Annotated in this window: 13 protein-coding genes; 6 read left to right on the forward strand and 7 right to left on the reverse strand. The window is 54.6% G+C overall.

The annotated features are described in order from the left end of the window. Window positions 1-3 precede the first annotated feature (3 nt). The 6 genes from rbsK to kup all read right to left on the reverse strand — a co-directional run bounded on the left by rbsK (window position 4) and on the right by kup (window position 6,952). Window positions 4-933 (reverse strand): ribokinase, encoded by a 930-nt coding sequence (rbsK, locus tag N2K86_RS22345; RefSeq protein WP_260660006.1) that lies wholly within the window; start codon window positions 931-933, stop codon window positions 4-6. Window positions 934-1,039: 106 nt separating this feature from the next. Further along, window positions 1,040-1,930 carry a ribose ABC transporter substrate-binding protein RbsB gene (gene rbsB / locus N2K86_RS22350; RefSeq protein WP_023333911.1) on the reverse strand — a complete coding sequence of 297 codons (891 nt, stop codon included), beginning with the start codon at window positions 1,928-1,930 and terminating at the stop codon, window positions 1,040-1,042. Window positions 1,931-1,957: 27 nt separating this feature from the next. Then, a complete protein-coding gene (rbsC, locus tag N2K86_RS22355) occupies window positions 1,958-2,923 on the reverse strand; it encodes a ribose ABC transporter permease (protein ID WP_063202193.1) in 966 nt (321 codons plus the stop codon). Window positions 2,924-2,927: 4 nt separating this feature from the next. Beyond that, a complete protein-coding gene (gene rbsA / locus N2K86_RS22360; protein WP_260661747.1) occupies window positions 2,928-4,433 on the reverse strand; it encodes a ribose ABC transporter ATP-binding protein RbsA in 1,506 nt (501 codons plus the stop codon). 7 nt (window positions 4,434-4,440) lie between these two features. Further along, a complete protein-coding gene (rbsD, locus tag N2K86_RS22365) occupies window positions 4,441-4,860 on the reverse strand; it encodes a D-ribose pyranase (protein WP_003862392.1) in 420 nt (139 codons plus the stop codon). Window positions 4,861-5,083: 223 nt separating this feature from the next. Next, complete coding sequence (gene kup / locus N2K86_RS22370) at window positions 5,084-6,952, reverse strand: low affinity potassium transporter Kup (RefSeq protein ID WP_260660007.1); 1,869 nt, start codon at window positions 6,950-6,952, stop codon at window positions 5,084-5,086. Window positions 6,953-7,174: 222 nt separating this feature from the next. On the opposite strand from kup, the gene ravA reads away from it, so the two are divergent. Then, window positions 7,175-8,671, forward strand: a complete 1,497-nt coding sequence (ravA, locus tag N2K86_RS22375; protein WP_260660008.1) for an ATPase RavA — start codon at window positions 7,175-7,177, stop codon at window positions 8,669-8,671. Next, window positions 8,665-10,116 carry an ATPase RavA stimulator ViaA gene (gene viaA / locus N2K86_RS22380; RefSeq protein ID WP_260660009.1) on the forward strand — a complete coding sequence of 484 codons (1,452 nt, stop codon included), beginning with the start codon at window positions 8,665-8,667 and terminating at the stop codon, window positions 10,114-10,116. The genes ravA and viaA overlap by 7 nt, the downstream gene beginning before the upstream one ends. On the opposite strand, the gene asnA is transcribed toward viaA, so the two are convergent. Continuing rightward, a complete protein-coding gene (asnA, locus tag N2K86_RS22385) occupies window positions 10,117-11,109 on the reverse strand; it encodes an aspartate--ammonia ligase (RefSeq protein WP_260660010.1) in 993 nt (330 codons plus the stop codon). A gap of 151 nt (window positions 11,110-11,260) precedes the next feature. Here asnA and asnC point away from each other — a divergent pair, with 151 nt between their 5' ends. The 4 genes from asnC (at window position 11,261) to rsmG (ending at window position 15,259) form a co-directional block, all read left to right on the forward strand. Beyond that, window positions 11,261-11,719, forward strand: coding sequence for a transcriptional regulator AsnC (asnC, locus tag N2K86_RS22390; protein ID WP_008500198.1), 459 nt, complete (start codon window positions 11,261-11,263; stop codon window positions 11,717-11,719). A gap of 90 nt (window positions 11,720-11,809) precedes the next feature. Further along, window positions 11,810-12,259, forward strand: a complete 450-nt coding sequence (gene mioC, locus N2K86_RS22395) for an FMN-binding protein MioC (RefSeq protein WP_260660011.1) — start codon at window positions 11,810-11,812, stop codon at window positions 12,257-12,259. Between the two features lie 374 nt (window positions 12,260-12,633). Further along, the gene (mnmG, locus tag N2K86_RS22400; RefSeq protein WP_182402026.1) at window positions 12,634-14,523 is read left to right on the forward strand and encodes a tRNA uridine-5-carboxymethylaminomethyl(34) synthesis enzyme MnmG; all 1,890 of its coding nucleotides are present in this window, start codon (window positions 12,634-12,636) and stop codon (window positions 14,521-14,523) included. A 112-nt stretch (window positions 14,524-14,635) separates the two neighbouring features. Continuing rightward, on the forward strand, window positions 14,636-15,259 hold the full coding sequence (gene rsmG / locus N2K86_RS22405; RefSeq protein ID WP_260660012.1) for a 16S rRNA (guanine(527)-N(7))-methyltransferase RsmG: 624 nt from the start codon (window positions 14,636-14,638) through the stop codon (window positions 15,257-15,259). Window positions 15,260-15,865: the final 606 nt, after the last annotated feature.

A 15,865-nucleotide genomic window follows, 5' to 3' on the forward strand; every position in this document is an offset into this window, starting at 1 on the left:
GCGTTACCCCTGCTGACTTAAGAATTCATCGATCTCTTTACGCCACGGTACGGAAGGCTGGGCACCCTTACGCGTCACCGCAATTGCGGCAGCAGCATGTGCGAAGCGGATGGCCTCATCCATTGCTCTTCCTTCCAGCAGCGCCGTCACCAGCGCACCGTTAAAGGTATCGCCCGCCGCAATGGTATCAATCGCTTTAACCTTAAAGCCCGGCACGCGGCGGCCTTCGCCATTGGCGCTTGCCCACACCCCGCGGCTACCAAGGGTGATAATCACGGTGCCGATGCCTTTATCATGCAGTGCACCCGCGGCTCGCGCGGCATCGTCATCACTTTCTACGCGGATGCCCGTCAGCTTTTCGGCTTCGGTTTCGTTCGGCGTAATGATGTCCACCAGCGCCAGCAGCTCGTCTGATAATACACGGGCTGGAGCCGGGTTAAGTACGACAGTCGTATGATTTTCATGCGCAATTTTGGCGGCAGCCAACACGCTTTCAACCGGTGATTCCAGCTGCATCAGCAGGGCTTCGGCTCCACTAATGATTGCACGTTGCGCTTCTACACGCTCCGTTGTCAGCGCAGCGTTAGCGCCAGCATGAATACCGATGACATTCTCACCTTCCGCGTTGACGAAAATCAGCGCCACGCCGGTAGATTCCCCTTCGACTACGCTCACTGGCGAAACATCAATGTTGTCGCTCGCCAGCTGTTTGCGTACGCGCTCACCGGTATCGTCATCGCCAGTACAGGCGATAAACGCAATGTTCGCCCCACTGCGTCCGGCGGCGACGGCCTGGTTTGCGCCTTTACCGCCGAAAGCCACCTGGTACTGGTTACCCGTGACGGTTTCACCCGGTGTCGGGAAGGTTTCAAGGTTAAGAATGTGATCGGCATTGATACTGCCAAGGACGACAAGGTTGCCTGCGGTTTTCATGGTTGGGGTGTCCGTCTGAGAGCGCCACCGGTATTACCCGGTGGCGTATGCCACACTTTTCTTTATTGGTGTCCCTCAGGCAGCCAGCGACTGCCTGAATCGCCTTTTACTGCTTGATAACCAGTTTCAGGTCAACAGGATATTTGGCCTGAACTTTTTCGCCCTTTAGCACTTTATCGGCAGTTTCAACGCCAGTCGCGCCAATCTGCTCAGGCAGCTGAGCGATGGTCGCAGCCAGTTTGCCATCATTTACAGCTTTTTCACCATCTGGTGTGCCGTCAAATCCGACAACCATCACATCAGATTTACCTGCGGTCTGCAGGGCACGCAGCGCGCCCAGCGCCATTTCGTCGTTCTGCGCGAATACCGCCTGCACGTCAGGATGCGCAGTCAGCAGGTTCTGCATCACGTTCAGACCTTTAGTACGGTCGAAGTCTGCCGGCTGGCTCGCCAGCACGTTGAATTTGTGCGCAGCCACAGCCTGCTGGAAGCCTTCACCACGCTCGCGCGCTGCGGAAGTCCCGGCAATCCCCTGCAGTTCGATAACTTTTGCGCCTTCACCGGCTTTCTTCGCGATGTAGTCACCGGCGATTTTACCGCCCAGCACGTTATCAGACGCAATGTGGCTGACCACCTCACCTTTAGACGCCTGACGGTCCAGAGTGATCACCGGAATTTTCGCCTGGTTTGCCATCTTCACGGCGTTACCTACGGCATCAGAATCGGTTGGGTTGATCAGCAGAATTTTGGTGCCACGGACGGTTAAGTCCTGAACGTTCGCCAGCTCTTTCGCCGGGTTGTTCTGTGAATCCAGCACCACCAGGTTGTAGCCCAGTTTGTCCGCTTCTTTCTGCGCGCCATCCTTCAGGGAGACGAAGAACGGGTTGTTCAGGGTAGAGACAACCAGCGCGATGGTGTCCTTTGCCATAGCGTTAGCACTTACGGTTGCGCTCAGCGCGACAGCAGAAACCAGGGTAGCCAGTTTTTTCATGTTCATATCTAAGATGTCCTGTAGTGTCGTCAGTTACTGTTTTTTGTTGTCTACCAGTACCGCCAGCAAAATCACCACTGCCTTAACGATCATCTGGTAATAGGAGGAAACACCTAACAAATTCAAACCATTATTCAGGAAACCAAGAATCAGTGCGCCGATCAATGTCCCAACAATGCGACCTTTACCGCCCGCAAGACTCGTACCGCCCAGAACGACTGCCGCAATGGCATCCAGCTCATATCCCGTACCCGCCGTCGGCTGCGCAGAAGAGAGGCGCGCCACTTCGATGATGCCTGCCAGTGACGCCAGCAGACCGCACAGGGAGTAAACGATAATTTTGACTTTATTAACGCTGATACCGGACAGACGCGTTGCCGCTTCGTTACCGCCCAGCGCATAGATATAACGGCCCAGACGGGTATGGTGCAGCATGTACCACGCCGCCAGGAAGACGATAGCCATGATCCAGACCGGGGTAGGAACACCCAGCGGGCGACCGATACCAAACCAGCCAAACAGATCGGCATTCTCGGTAAAGCCGGTATTAACCGGGCTGCCGTTGGTATACACCATGGTCACACCGCGCAGCAGCAGCATCATCACCAGCGTGGCGATGAATGCCTGAACGCGCCCTTTTGCCACAATCACCCCGGTCACAGCACCAATCGCCGCGCCCGCCGCCAGGGCAGCCGCAACGGCCACCAGCGCGTTGACTTCAATGCCGACAATAGAAGCGGCGATCGCACCGGTGAGCGCCAGCAGGGAACCGACGGACAGATCGATACCCGAGGTCAAAATCACCAGCGTCATGCCGACCGCCATAATGGCGTTCACCGACGTCTGCTGCAGGATGTTGAACAGGTTATTAACGGTGAAAAAGTTCGGGCTCATGGTGGACACAATCGCGATCAGCACCAGCAGGGCAATCAGCGATTTTTGTTCCATCAGCCATGCCTTTGTGAAATAGCGGCGACCAGAAACAGCCTGGGTAGTCATCTTCTTACTCCTGATTCACGCGATTAAGCTTGCCCACAGCGGCAGCCATCAGAACTTCCTGGGTGGCCTGCTCGCGAGTGAATTCACCGCCGAGATGCCCTTCATGCATGACGATAATGCGATCGCTCATGCCTAACACTTCTGGCATCTCGGAAGAGACCAGAATGATGCTCAGACCGTCGGCCTTGAACTGGTTAATCAGCTGGTAGATCTCTTTTTTCGCGCCCACGTCGACACCGCGCGTAGGCTCATCAAGGATTAACACTTTCGGGCGCGTCATCAGCCCGCGCGCAATCGCCACTTTCTGCTGATTACCGCCGGACAGCAGGCCAATTGCCTGCTCCATCGACGGGGTTTTGACGTTAAAGAGGCGGATAAAATCGCTGACGGCCTGCTGCTCATCTTTGTGTTTCAGGCCGCCGCCACTGCGGCTGAAATAGCGCAGCGCGGTCAGGGACATGTTCTCTTTCACCGACATGCCCAGCACTAAACCGTCGCGCTTGCGGTCCTCGGAGATATAGACGATACCGTTCGCCAGACCATCCTGCGGAGAGCGTGTGACCACTTCATGGCCGTCGAGGGTGACGTAACCGCTGGTGCGCGGCAGCGCGCCGTAGAGCACTTTCATCAGCTCGGTACGGCCCGCGCCCATCAGTCCCGCCACGCCGAGGATCTCGCCCTGACGCAGGGTAAAGGTCACGTCGTTCACGCCCGGACCGCAGAGGTTATCCACCCTCAGGCGGATCTCTCCCGGCGCTTTGTCCAGACGGGGATACTGATCTTCGAGCTTACGTCCCACCATCATTTCGATGAGCGAATCTTCGGTTAGCGTGGCCACTTCGCGCTCGGCAATAAACTGGCCGTCGCGGAAAACGGTGACGTCGTCGCAGATCTCGAAAATCTCTTTCATGCGGTGAGAAATATAGACAATCCCGCGCCCCTGGGATTTCAGCTCGCGGATAACGCGGAACAGGGATTCGGTTTCGGTGTCGGTCAGGGCGTCTGTTGGTTCATCCATAATGATGACCTTCGACTCAAAGCTCAGCACCTTCGCGATTTCCACCATCTGCTGATCGCCGATGGAGAGATCGCCCACCAGACGGTCGCTCTTAAAGCGCAGGTTCAACTTCGCCAGCAGCTTGTCCGCTTCGGCATACATCGTTTTCCAGTCGATTTTGCCAAACCGGTTCACAAACTCGCGGCCGAGGAAGATGTTCTCGGCAATGGTGAGCTGCGGGATAAGGTTCAGCTCCTGATGGATAATGCCGATACCCGCTTCCTGAGAGGATTTCGGGCCATTGAAGGTGGTCTCTTTACCCAGCCAGACGAGTGAACCGGCATCACGTTGATAGATACCGGTCAGCACTTTCATCATGGTGGATTTGCCGGCGCCGTTCTCGCCCACCAGCGCCATGACGCGTCCGGAATAAACGTTCAGCGCCGCGCCGGAGAGGGCTTTTACGCCCGGGAACGATTTATCGATCCCTTTGAGTTGCAGTAGTGCGTCCATGATGGCCTCAGAAGGTGACGCCAGCACAGAGAATGATATTCGCATACGGGGAACACTCCCCGCTGCGAATCACCGCCTGACTGTCTGCGGTTTGTTGTTTGAACTGTTCGTGCGTCGTGTAACGAATTTCGATGGTGTTTCCCTGGTGTTGTTGCAGTTGCTCAATGTGGCTGAGCAACGTTTCGTGGAGTTGCGGATTATGTTGTTTGATTTCCGCCGCGAGAATGGCCGCCTCAACCTGCATCTCCGCCGTCACGACTTCCAGTACCTGCATAAACGAAGGAACACCCTGCGTTAATGCCATATCGATACGGGTTGTGCTGCGCGGAACCGGTAAGCCTGCATCGCAAACCACCAGCGTATCGGTATGCCCAAGACGGGAAATAACCGATGAGATTTCTGAGTTGAGAACCGTGCCTTTCTTCATTTTCTTGCTCCACTAGCGAAACGTTTCGCTAAAAGTAGTGTAGACGCAAGAGTGTTCAGAAAACCATCATGACGTAACGGAATTGTGATCAACGTCGAAACGTTTCGCTAAGTGAAATATGGAGGTAAATGCAAAACGGTAACCCCCAGGTTACCGTTTTTTATGTTTGCGCCCTCTCCCCGTGGGAGAGGGTCGGGGTGAGGGCATCAGCCCGCACGGAGGATTAAATCTCGACCTGCGTTCCCAGCTCAATCACGCGGTTAGGTGGGATCTCAAACTGGTCTGGCGCGCGCAGGGCGTTACGCTGCAGGATGAGGTACAGCTTGCCGCGCAGGCGCAGATACCACGGGCGCTTGCCGATGATCAGCGACTCGTGCGACATGAAGAACGACGTCTCCATCATCCGGCAGCTCAACCCTTCCAGACCGCAGCGGTGGAACACCTCTTCCACGTTCGGCGTTTCGCGCCAGCCGTAGCTTGCCACCACGCGCCAGAAAGTCGGCGACAGCTGTTCAATCTGCACGCGGCGCACGTTGTGAACATACGGCGCATCTTCGGTGCGCAGCGTCAGCAGGATCACCCGCTCGTGCAGTACCTTGTTATGCTTGAGGTTATGCATCAGCGCAAACGGGATCACGTTCAGCGCGCGAGACATATACACCGCGGTACCCGGCACGCGCACCGGCGGGGATTTCTCCAGTGACGCGATCATCGCCTCAAGAGAATTACCGTGCTCATGCATGCGGCGCAGCAGGCGGAAACGTTCGCTTTTCCAGGTGGTCATGACAATAAACATCACCAGACCCAGCGTCAGCGGCAGCCAGCCACCGGAGACAATCTTGTCGAGATTCGCAGAGAACAGCGGCACGTCGATGCACAGGAAGCCCACCAGAATCATCGCCACGAGGAATTTATTCCAGTGCCAGTTTCGGTACGCCACCGTGGTGGAGAGAAGCGATGTCAACACCATCGTACCGGTCACGGCAATACCGTACGCCGCCGCCAGGTTACTGGAGTGCTCGAAGCTGACGATAACAATAACAACCGCAAAATAGAGCAGCCAGTTAATGAAAGGAATGTAGATCTGGCCGGACTCCATCTCCGAGGTATGGATGATGCGCATCGGTGAGAGATAACCCAGACGCACCGCCTGGCGCGTCAGGGAGAACACGCCGGAAATCACCGCCTGAGAGGCAATGACGGTCGCCAGAGTCGCGAGGATCAACATCGGCACCAGCGCCCAGTCTGGTGCCAGCAGGAAGAACGGGTTCTTGATCGCCTCCGGGTTTGTAAGCAGCAGCGCGCCCTGGCCGAAGTAGTTCAGCACCAGCGACGGCAGCACCACAATAAACCATGCCACGCGGATAGGCAGTTTCCCGAAGTGCCCCATGTCAGCATACAGCGCTTCCACACCGGTAATAGAGAGCACGACGGCACCCAGCGCCACAAAGGAAACCACTTTATATTCGAGGAAGAAATGCACCGCCCAGTAAGGGTTCAGCGCATGCAGCACTTCCGGGTTCGCGATAATGCTGCGCAAGCCAAGCGCCGCCAGGACCAGGAACCAGGCCAGCATAATCGGTGCAAACAGTTTTCCCACCAGCCCGGTACCGTGCTTCTGGATCACAAACAGCAGGGTGAGGACGATTATCGCCAGCGGGACCACCCACGTATCAAGCTGCGGCGCGATAATCTCCAGCCCCTCTATCGCCGAGAGCACCGAAATCGCGGGCGTGATAACCACCTCTCCGTAGAAGAAGCTGCCGCCAATCAGGCCGATAATCACCAGCACGGAGGTCATTCTGGCTGAGGTGTTGCGCCCTGCAAGGGACATCAGGGTCAGGATCCCGCCTTCGCCGGCGTTATCAGCACGCATAACGAAGGAGAGATACTTAACGGAAACGACCAGAATCAGCAGCCAGAAGATGAGTGACAGGAAGCCAAAAACGGCGTCGCGTTCAACACCAAAGCCAAACTGGCCGGACAAACATTCACGAAGCGTATACAGCGGGCTGGTGCCGATATCACCATAGACAACCCCGATCGCCGCAAGCGTAATTGCGGGTAATGATTGCTTATTATCAGTGCTCATAGACTAGTCTTTTCGTTTAAATAACAAATGTGTGCCTAGTCCCTTGGCCCACAAAAAGCGCACAGTATGCACGATTCACTGCAAAATCGTACCCCTAAATGCAACCGCATTAACGTAGCGCAAAGTAAATTGCGCCGCACTTCAGTCTATTACCAGCCCTGACCGAAACGTCTATACTCGCTTCAATTGGCCGCCACGACGGCGAAAGGATGCAAAACTATTATGGCTCACTCACATTTATTAGCAGAAAGAATTTCCCGCCTTAGCAGCGCGCTGGAGAAAGGCCTTTACGAGCGTAGCCACGCCATTCGCCTCTGTCTACTGGCGGCATTGAGCGGTGAAAGCGTGTTTTTGCTGGGTCCACCGGGCATTGCCAAAAGCCTGATTGCCCGCAGGCTCAAATTTGCTTTTCAGAACGCCCGCGCCTTTGAATATCTCATGACCCGGTTTTCCACCCCCGAAGAAGTGTTTGGTCCGCTTTCCATTCAGGCGCTGAAAGATGAAGGGCGCTATGAGCGTTTGACGGCAGGGTATCTGCCCGAGGCTGAAATTGTCTTTCTTGATGAGATCTGGAAAGCCGGCCCGGCGATTCTGAATACCCTGCTGACGGCAATTAACGAACGTCGGTTCCGCAACGGGGCCAGTGAAGAGAAAATCCCGATGCGCCTGCTGGTGGCGGCCTCCAACGAACTGCCTGAAGCCGACAGCAGCCTGGAAGCGCTGTATGACCGCATGTTGATCCGCCTGTGGCTGGACAAAGTGCAGGATAAATCAAATTTCCGCTCCCTGCTGATAAGCCAGCAGGATGAGAACGAAAATCCGGTGTCTGCTTCGCTGCAGGTCACCGATGAGGAGTATCACCAGTGGCAACAGGATATCGGCAAAATCACCCTGCCCGACGCGGTCTTTGAGCTGATCTTCATGCTGCGCCAACAGCTTGATTTGCTGCCTGCTGCACCTTACGTCTCTGACCGTCGCTGGAAAAAAGCGATCCGTCTGTTGCAGGCCAGCGCCTTGTTTAGCGGTCGTGATGCCGTTGCGCCAATCGATCTCATCCTGCTGAAAGACTGCCTGTGGCACGATGCCGAAGGCATGAACCTGATGCAGCAGCAGCTTGACGTTTTGATGACCGGACACGCCTGGGGGCAGCAGGCGATGCTCAACCAGCTGGGGGCGATTGCCCAGCGGCGCATCCAGCTTCAGCAGCAGCAAAGTGATAAAACCGCGCTGAAAGTAAATCGCCTCGGGGGCATGTTCGCTCGCAAACCGCACTATGAGCTTCCTGCCGATCTGACTGGTACGACGCTCACGCTGCTGCTCCAGCAGCCGCTCAAACTGCACGATATGCAGGTCGTCCACATTACGATTGAGCGCGAAACGCTGGAACAGTGGCTCGATAAGGGCGGTGAGATCCGCGGCAAGCTTAACGGTATTGGTTTTGCCCAGCCGCTGACGATGGAAGTGGATAGCAGCCAGCATCTGGTGATCCGCGATGTCAGCCTGCAAGGATCGCGTCTGGCACTACCGGGCACCGCTTCGGATAGCGTGCCGGAAGAGATCAAGCAGCAGCTGGAAGCGCTGGATACGGAATGGCACCAGCAGCACACGCGCTTCAGCGAGCAGCAAAAATGCCTCTTTATTCATAGCGACTGGTTAGGTCGTATCGAAGCCAGCCTGCAGGACGTCAGCGCGCAGATCAAACAGGCGCGTCAATGCTAACGCTGGACACGCTCAACGTGATGCTGGCTGTCAGCGAGGAAGGATTAATTGAAGAGGTGGTCATCACCCTTCTGGCCTCTCCGCAGCTGGCGGCCTTCTTTGAAAAATTCCCCAGGCTCAAAAAGGCGATGACCGACGATCTCCCGCGCTGGCGGGATAACCTTCGCCAGCGGTTTAGGGAAACGGAAGTCCCGCCTGAACTGACGGAGGAGGTCGCCAGCTATCAGCAGTGTCAACGGCTGTCGACACCGCAGTTTATCGTCCAGCTACCGCAAACCCTTACGCTGCTTGATAAAGTCCACTCTCCGTTTGCCAGCCAGGCGCGGGCGCTGGTTACGGATAACGCCACCTTTACCCCCGCGCTGCATACCCTGTTTTTACAGCGCTGGCGGTTGAGCCTTGTCGTTCAGGCTACAACCCTTAACCAGCAGTTGCTGGATGAAGAGCGTGAACAGCTGCTCAGCGAAGTTCAGGAGCGTATGACGCTGAGCGGCCAGCTTGAAGAGGTGCTGGTAGAAAATGAAAACGCCGCCGGACGTCTGTGGGACATGAGCGCCGGGCAGTTGAAGCGCGGGGACTACCAGCTGATCGTGAAGTACGGCGACTTTCTAACGCAGCAGCCTGAGCTGATGAAGCTTGCGGAGCAGCTTGGCCGCTCGCGGGAGGCAAAATCGGTCCCAAAGAAAGACGCGCCGATGGAAACCTTCCGCACGCTGGTCCGCGAACCGGCCACCGTGCCAGAACAGGTGGATGGATTGCAGCAAAGTGACGACATCTTACGCCTGCTGCCGACCGAGCTAAGCACGCTGGGGATGACCGAGCTGGAATATGAGTTTTATCGTCGTCTGGTGGAAAAGCAACTCCTCACCTATCGACTGCATGGGGAATCCTGGCGCGAGAAGGTAAGCCAGCGTCCTGTGGTTCATCAGGACTTTGATGAGCAGCCGCGCGGGCCTTTTATTGTCTGCGTGGATACGTCCGGATCGATGGGCGGGTTTAACGAGCAGTGCGCGAAGGCGTTCTGTCTGGCGCTGATGCGCGTCGCGCTCGCCGATCGGCGCCGCTGCTTCATCATGCTGTTCTCCAGCGAGGTGGTAGGTTATGAATTGACGAACCAGCAGGGGATCGAGCAGGCGATCCGCTTTTTGAGCCAGCGTTTTCGCGGCGGTACCGATCTGGCCAGCTGTTTTCGCAGCATTGTGGAGCGTATGCAGGGCGGTGACTGGTACGACGCCGACACGGTGGTCATTTCCGATTTTATCGCCCAGCGGCTGCCGGATGACGTGGTGAATAAAGTGAAGGAGTTACAGCGGGTGCATCAGCACCGGTTCCATGCCGTCGCGATGTCCGCGCATGGAAAACCCGGCATCATGCGCATCTTCGATCATATCTGGCGCTTTGATACCGGGCTGCGTAGCCGTCTGCTGAGACGCTGGCGGCGTTAATTAAAGAAGAGAACCGACGCTTTCACGTACCTGCTGCGGCCATACGCCACACTGCACCTGACCGATATGTGGCAATTGAAGCAGCAGCATGGTCAAACGGGACTGGCCGATACCGCCGCCGATGGTCTGTGGCATTTCACCGCGCAGCAGCGCCTGGTGCCACTCTAATTTGAGGCGATCTTCATCACCAGTAACGGCCAGCTGGCGCTTCAGTGCCTCCGCATCCACGCGGATCCCCATAGAAGAGAGCTCAAAGGCATCTTCCAGAACCGGGTTCCAGACCAGAATATCACCGTTCAGGCCGGCAAATTCAGATTCACCTGCAGTACTCCAGTCGTCATAGTCCGGCGCACGGACGTCGTGACGTTTGCCGTCAGACAATTTCCCGCCGATCCCGATCAGGAACACGGCACCTAACTCTTTAGCAATCGCACGTTCACGACCTTTGGCATCCAGACCCGGGAAGCGGCTCAGCAATTCCTGACTGTGAACAAAGTGGATCGTTTCCGGCAGGAACGGTGTCAAACCAAACTCTTTACTCACTGCCGCTTCGGTGGCTTTGATCCCGGCGTAGATCGCTTCAACGGTAGATTTCAGCGTGCCAACATGGCGCTCGCCGTCACCCATCACGCGCTCCCAGTCCCATTGGTCAACGTAGACGGAGTGAATTGGGGTGAGGCGGTCTTCATCGGGACGAAGGGCTTTCATGTGCGTGTAAAGCCCTTCGCCCGCGCTGAAGTCGTGTTGTCCCAGAGTTTGACGCTTCCACTTCGCCAGGGAATGAACCACTTCGAACTGGGCGTCTGGCAGTGTTTTCACTTTCACCTGTACCGCTTTTTCGCATCCAGACAAGTTATCCTGCGTCCCGTCACCCACGCGGCTGAGAATGGGCGCCTGAACTTCAATCAGCCCAAGCTTGTCTTCCAGCTGGCGGGAAAAGTGGGATTTTACGAAACTGATCTGGCGTTGTTTTGCGATATAAGCGGTTTTCATTATTTATACTCCTGCGTCCTGTTGATATTGATTAAGCAACAGAAACGGCACTCAATTCAATAACCCATCAACAAAAAGCCACCTTCACTTTTGATTCGTTAAAATAAGACGCTAGAATAGAGTGATTCATCAATCTTCATAAGAAAAAGCTATGGAAAATTATCAGATCGACAATCTGGACCGCGGCATCCTGGAGGCCTTAATGGCTAATGCACGCACCGCCTACGCTGAACTGGCAAAACAGTTTGGCGTCAGCCCTGGGACGATTCACGTTCGCGTAGAGAAGATGAAACAAGCGGGGATCATTACCGGCGCACGCATCGACGTCAGCCCAAAGCAGCTGGGTTATGACGTCTGCTGCTTTATCGGCATTATTCTTAAAAGCGCAAAAGACTACCCTTCCGCACTGGCGAAACTGAACGCGCTGGATGAAGTCACCGAGGCGTATTACACCACCGGGCACTACAGCATCTTTATTAAGGTGATGTGTCGATCCATTGACGCCCTCCAGCAGGTACTTATCAACAAGATCCAAACAATCGATGAAATTCAGTCCACCGAGACCCTGATCTCCCTGCAAAACCCGATCATGCGTACCATCCGCCCGTGATCGGGCAAAATCATACCCACATTTTCCACAGGTAGATCCCAGCTCGCTCACAGCGTACAATGATCGCCTCTTTATCTGAGCGAGCGATCAATGGCGGACATTACCCTTATCAGTGGCAGCACCCTTGGCGGTGCGGAATACGTAGCGGAACATCTGGCTGAGAAGCTGGAAGATGCAGGCTTTTCGACAGAAACTTTGCACGGGCCGTTACTTGAAGATCTCCCGGTTGACGGGGTCTGGCTGCTGATTACCTCCACGCACGGCGCGGGCGATCTCCCGGATAATCTGCAACCTTTATATGACGAACTGTTGGAACAACAGCCTGACCTGTCAAACGTCCGTTTTGGCGCGGTAGGGATCGGCAGTCGTGAATATGACACCTTCTGCGGTGCAATAGAGAAAGTTGAAGCAGCTGTCACGGCGTGTGGAGCAAAACAGCTGGGTGAAACGCTCAAGATCAACATCCTCGATCATGATATTCCGGAAGATCCGGCCGAGATCTGGCTAGCAGATTGGAAAAATTTACTCAAAAACGATTAAAGATCGCGCGAACAGATGTGGATAACTCTGGTTAAAAGCTCGTATTAACCCGTAGTTATCCAAAGAACAACTCTGGGGATGTTTTTGGCCTGTGTATAAAGTCGCGATCTGATCCCAGCTTATACGTTTCAGGATCACCGATCATTCACAGCAAACGATCCTTCCTAACCTGATGATCTTATTTGCCGGATCGGACTTATCCACAACAGACCGCGATCCTAATAAGAGATCACAATAGAACAGATCTCTAAGTAAAAAGATCTTCTTTTTAATAGCCCAGGATCCCAATGCTTTCTCGAAAGACTAAAGTTGAGTAGAATCCACGGCCCGGGCTTCAATCCATTTTCATACCGCTTTACGCGAGGCAGACCACCATGTTTTATCAGGATCCTTTTGACGTCATCATCATTGGCGGGGGTCACGCAGGCACTGAGGCCGCCATGGCCGCAGCGCGAATGGGTCAGCAGACCCTGCTTTTGACACACAATATCGACACGCTGGGACAAATGTCCTGTAATCCGGCGATTGGCGGCATTGGGAAAGGACACCTGGTAAAAGAAGTGGATGCACTTGGCGGCTTGATGGCGAAAGCGATCGATCATGCAGGCATTCAGTTTAGGATACTAAACGCGAGTAAAGGGCCTGCTGTTCGAGCGACCCGTGCACAGGCAGACCGCGTGCTTTACCGTCAGGCTGTGCGCACCGCGCTGGAGAACCAGCCGAACCTGATGATCTTCCAGCAGGCTGTTGAAGATCTTATCGTCGAGAACGATCGCGTCGTGGGTGCCGTGACCCAGATGGGTCTCAAGTTCCGCGCAAAAGCGGTTGTGCTGACCGTCGGGACATTCCTGGACGGAAAAATTCATATCGGCCTGGATAACTACAGCGGTGGCCGTGCTGGCGATCCGCCGTCTATCCCACTGTCACGTCGTCTGCGCGAACTGCCGCTGCGCGTCAGCCGCCTGAAAACCGGTACACCGCCGCGTATTGATGCACGCACCATTGATTTCAGCGTGCTGGCGCAACAGCACGGTGATAATCCGATGCCGGTGTTCTCGTTCATGGGTAATGCGGCTCAGCATCCGCAGCAGGTACCGTGCTACATCACGCATACCAACGAGAAAACCCATGACGTGATCCGCAATAACCTCGATCGTAGCCCAATGTATGCCGGTGTGATCGAAGGGATCGGCCCGCGCTACTGCCCGTCGATCGAAGACAAGGTGATGCGCTTTGCCGATCGTAACCAGCACCAGATCTTCCTGGAGCCGGAAGGACTGACCTCAAACGAAATTTACCCGAACGGCATCTCCACCAGCCTGCCGTTCGACGTGCAGATGCAAATTGTTCGCTCAATGCAGGGTATGGAGAACGCAAAAATCGTTCGCCCTGGCTACGCTATTGAGTACGATTTCTTCGACCCGCGTGACCTGAAGCCCACTCTGGAAAGCAAATTCATCCAGGGTCTGTTCTTCGCAGGCCAGATTAACGGTACTACCGGCTACGAAGAAGCGGCTGCACAGGGTCTGCTTGCCGGTCTTAACGCCGCACGCTTCTCTGCCGAGAAAGAGGGCTGGGCACCAGGACGTTCTCAGGCGTATCTGGGCGTGCTGGTTGACGATCTTTGCACGCTGGGTACCAAAGAACCGTACCGTATGTTTACCTCTCGCGCGGAATATCGCCTGATGCTGCGCGAAGACAACGCCGACCTGCGTCTAACCGAAATGGGCCGCGAGCTGGGTCTTGTCGATGACGAACGCTGGGCGCGTTTTAACGAGAAGCTGGAACGCATTGAGCAGGAACGTCAGCGTCTGAAAACCACCTGGGTGAATCCACTGGCGGAAACAGCTGCCGAAGTGAACGCTCACTTAACAGCGCCGCTGTCGCGTGAAGCCAGCGGTGAAGATCTGCTGCGTCGCCCTGAAGTGACCTACGAGAACCTGGTCAAACTGACCGCGTTCGCGCCGGGCCTGGAAGACGCTGAAGCGGCCGAGCAGGTCGAAATCCAGGTGAAATACGAAGGTTACATCGCGCGTCAGCAGGATGAGATCGAAAAACAGCAGCGCAACGAAAACACGCTGCTGCCGGAAATGCTGGACTACCGCCAGGTAACGGGCCTTTCCAACGAAGTGATCGCTAAGCTGAACGATCACAAACCTGTGTCGATCGGCCAGGCTTCCCGTATCTCCGGCGTCACACCTGCCGCGATTTCGATTCTGCTGGTGTGGCTGAAAAAGCAAGGCATGCTGCGCCGCAGCGCGTAGTTTCTTGAACCTTGCTTTTTGGCGGGTGGCGCTTCGCTTACCCGCCCTACTTATTCGTAGGCCCGGTAAGCGAAGCGCCACCGGGCGAAAAATCTCTAAACAGGTATTCACCGTGCTCAATAAACTCTCTCGTCTGCTGGATGAAGCAGGTATTTCGCTCACCGATCACCAGAAAAATCAGCTGGTGGCGTATGTCGATATGCTGAACAAATGGAACAAAGCGTACAACCTGACGTCTGTGCGCGACCCCAACGAGATGCTGATCCGCCATATTCTCGACAGTATCGTGGTGGCCCCATACCTTAACGGAGAGCGCTTTATCGACGTAGGCACCGGCCCGGGTTTGCCGGGGATCCCGTTGTCTATTGTTCGCCCGGAGAGCCATTTCACGCTGCTGGACAGCCTTGGCAAACGCGTACGTTTCTTACGCCAGGTTCAGCACGAGCTGAAGCTTGAAAACATCACTCCCGTCCAGAGCAGGGTAGAGGCGTTCCCGGCAGAGCCACCGTTCGATGGGGTGATTAGCCGTGCATTCGCCTCGCTCAACGATATGGTGAGCTGGTGCAAGCATCTCCCTGCGAAGGAAGGACGTTTTTATGCCCTGAAAGGACTCGTTCCTGAGGACGAAATTGAGCACCTCCCGGAAGGTTTTTCCGTGGAATCAATTGAAAAATTACAGGTCCCGCACCTTGAAGGTGAGCGTCATCTGGTGATTCTTAAGCCAAACAATTTTTAAAAATTAAATAAAAAATTGGGAATTTGTGCTGTTCTTGTTGTGTTAAAAAGCAGCGCATTTCCGGGGATTATTCTGAGTTAAATTTAACCTTGTTGTTACCATGGGTTTTCTTGCAGTTAACGTTGTGGTTATTGTTCACCGTTAAGATAATCAACTGCGAAAATATCAGGCTGCTAAAAGTGAAAAGTCGCAACAAGAAATCAATGTTAAATTTTTATTAAGAATGTCAATAAAAGGTTTTTGTTGTATACAGGTTTGTTTTAAAAATAGTTGCGATATTTTGTCTTTAATTTCATAAGGATGAAATAATCGAATTTACGTCTTTGATAAATACAACCTTATCGTAAATGTGTATTTTGTGATCTCGTGCACGCTTTCTCGCCAACGTTTTCGCGATGTTTGCAGTTTTGCCAGAAGGTCAACGCGGACGCGAAAAGTTGAAAAACAGCGGCGGGGAAAAATATTTAAACATTTATTCACCTTTTCGCTACTTAATGTTTGAAATCACGGGTGCGCACCGTATAATTTGACCGCTTTTTGATGCTTGACTCTGAGCCTTAAAGGACGTTTTATACGACACGCGGCATACCTCGAAGGGAGCAGGAG

Origin of the sequence: Enterobacter mori (genome assembly GCF_025244905.1) — a bacterium.
In the GTDB taxonomy this organism is placed as follows: Bacteria; Pseudomonadota; Gammaproteobacteria; order Enterobacterales; family Enterobacteriaceae; genus Enterobacter; species Enterobacter mori_A.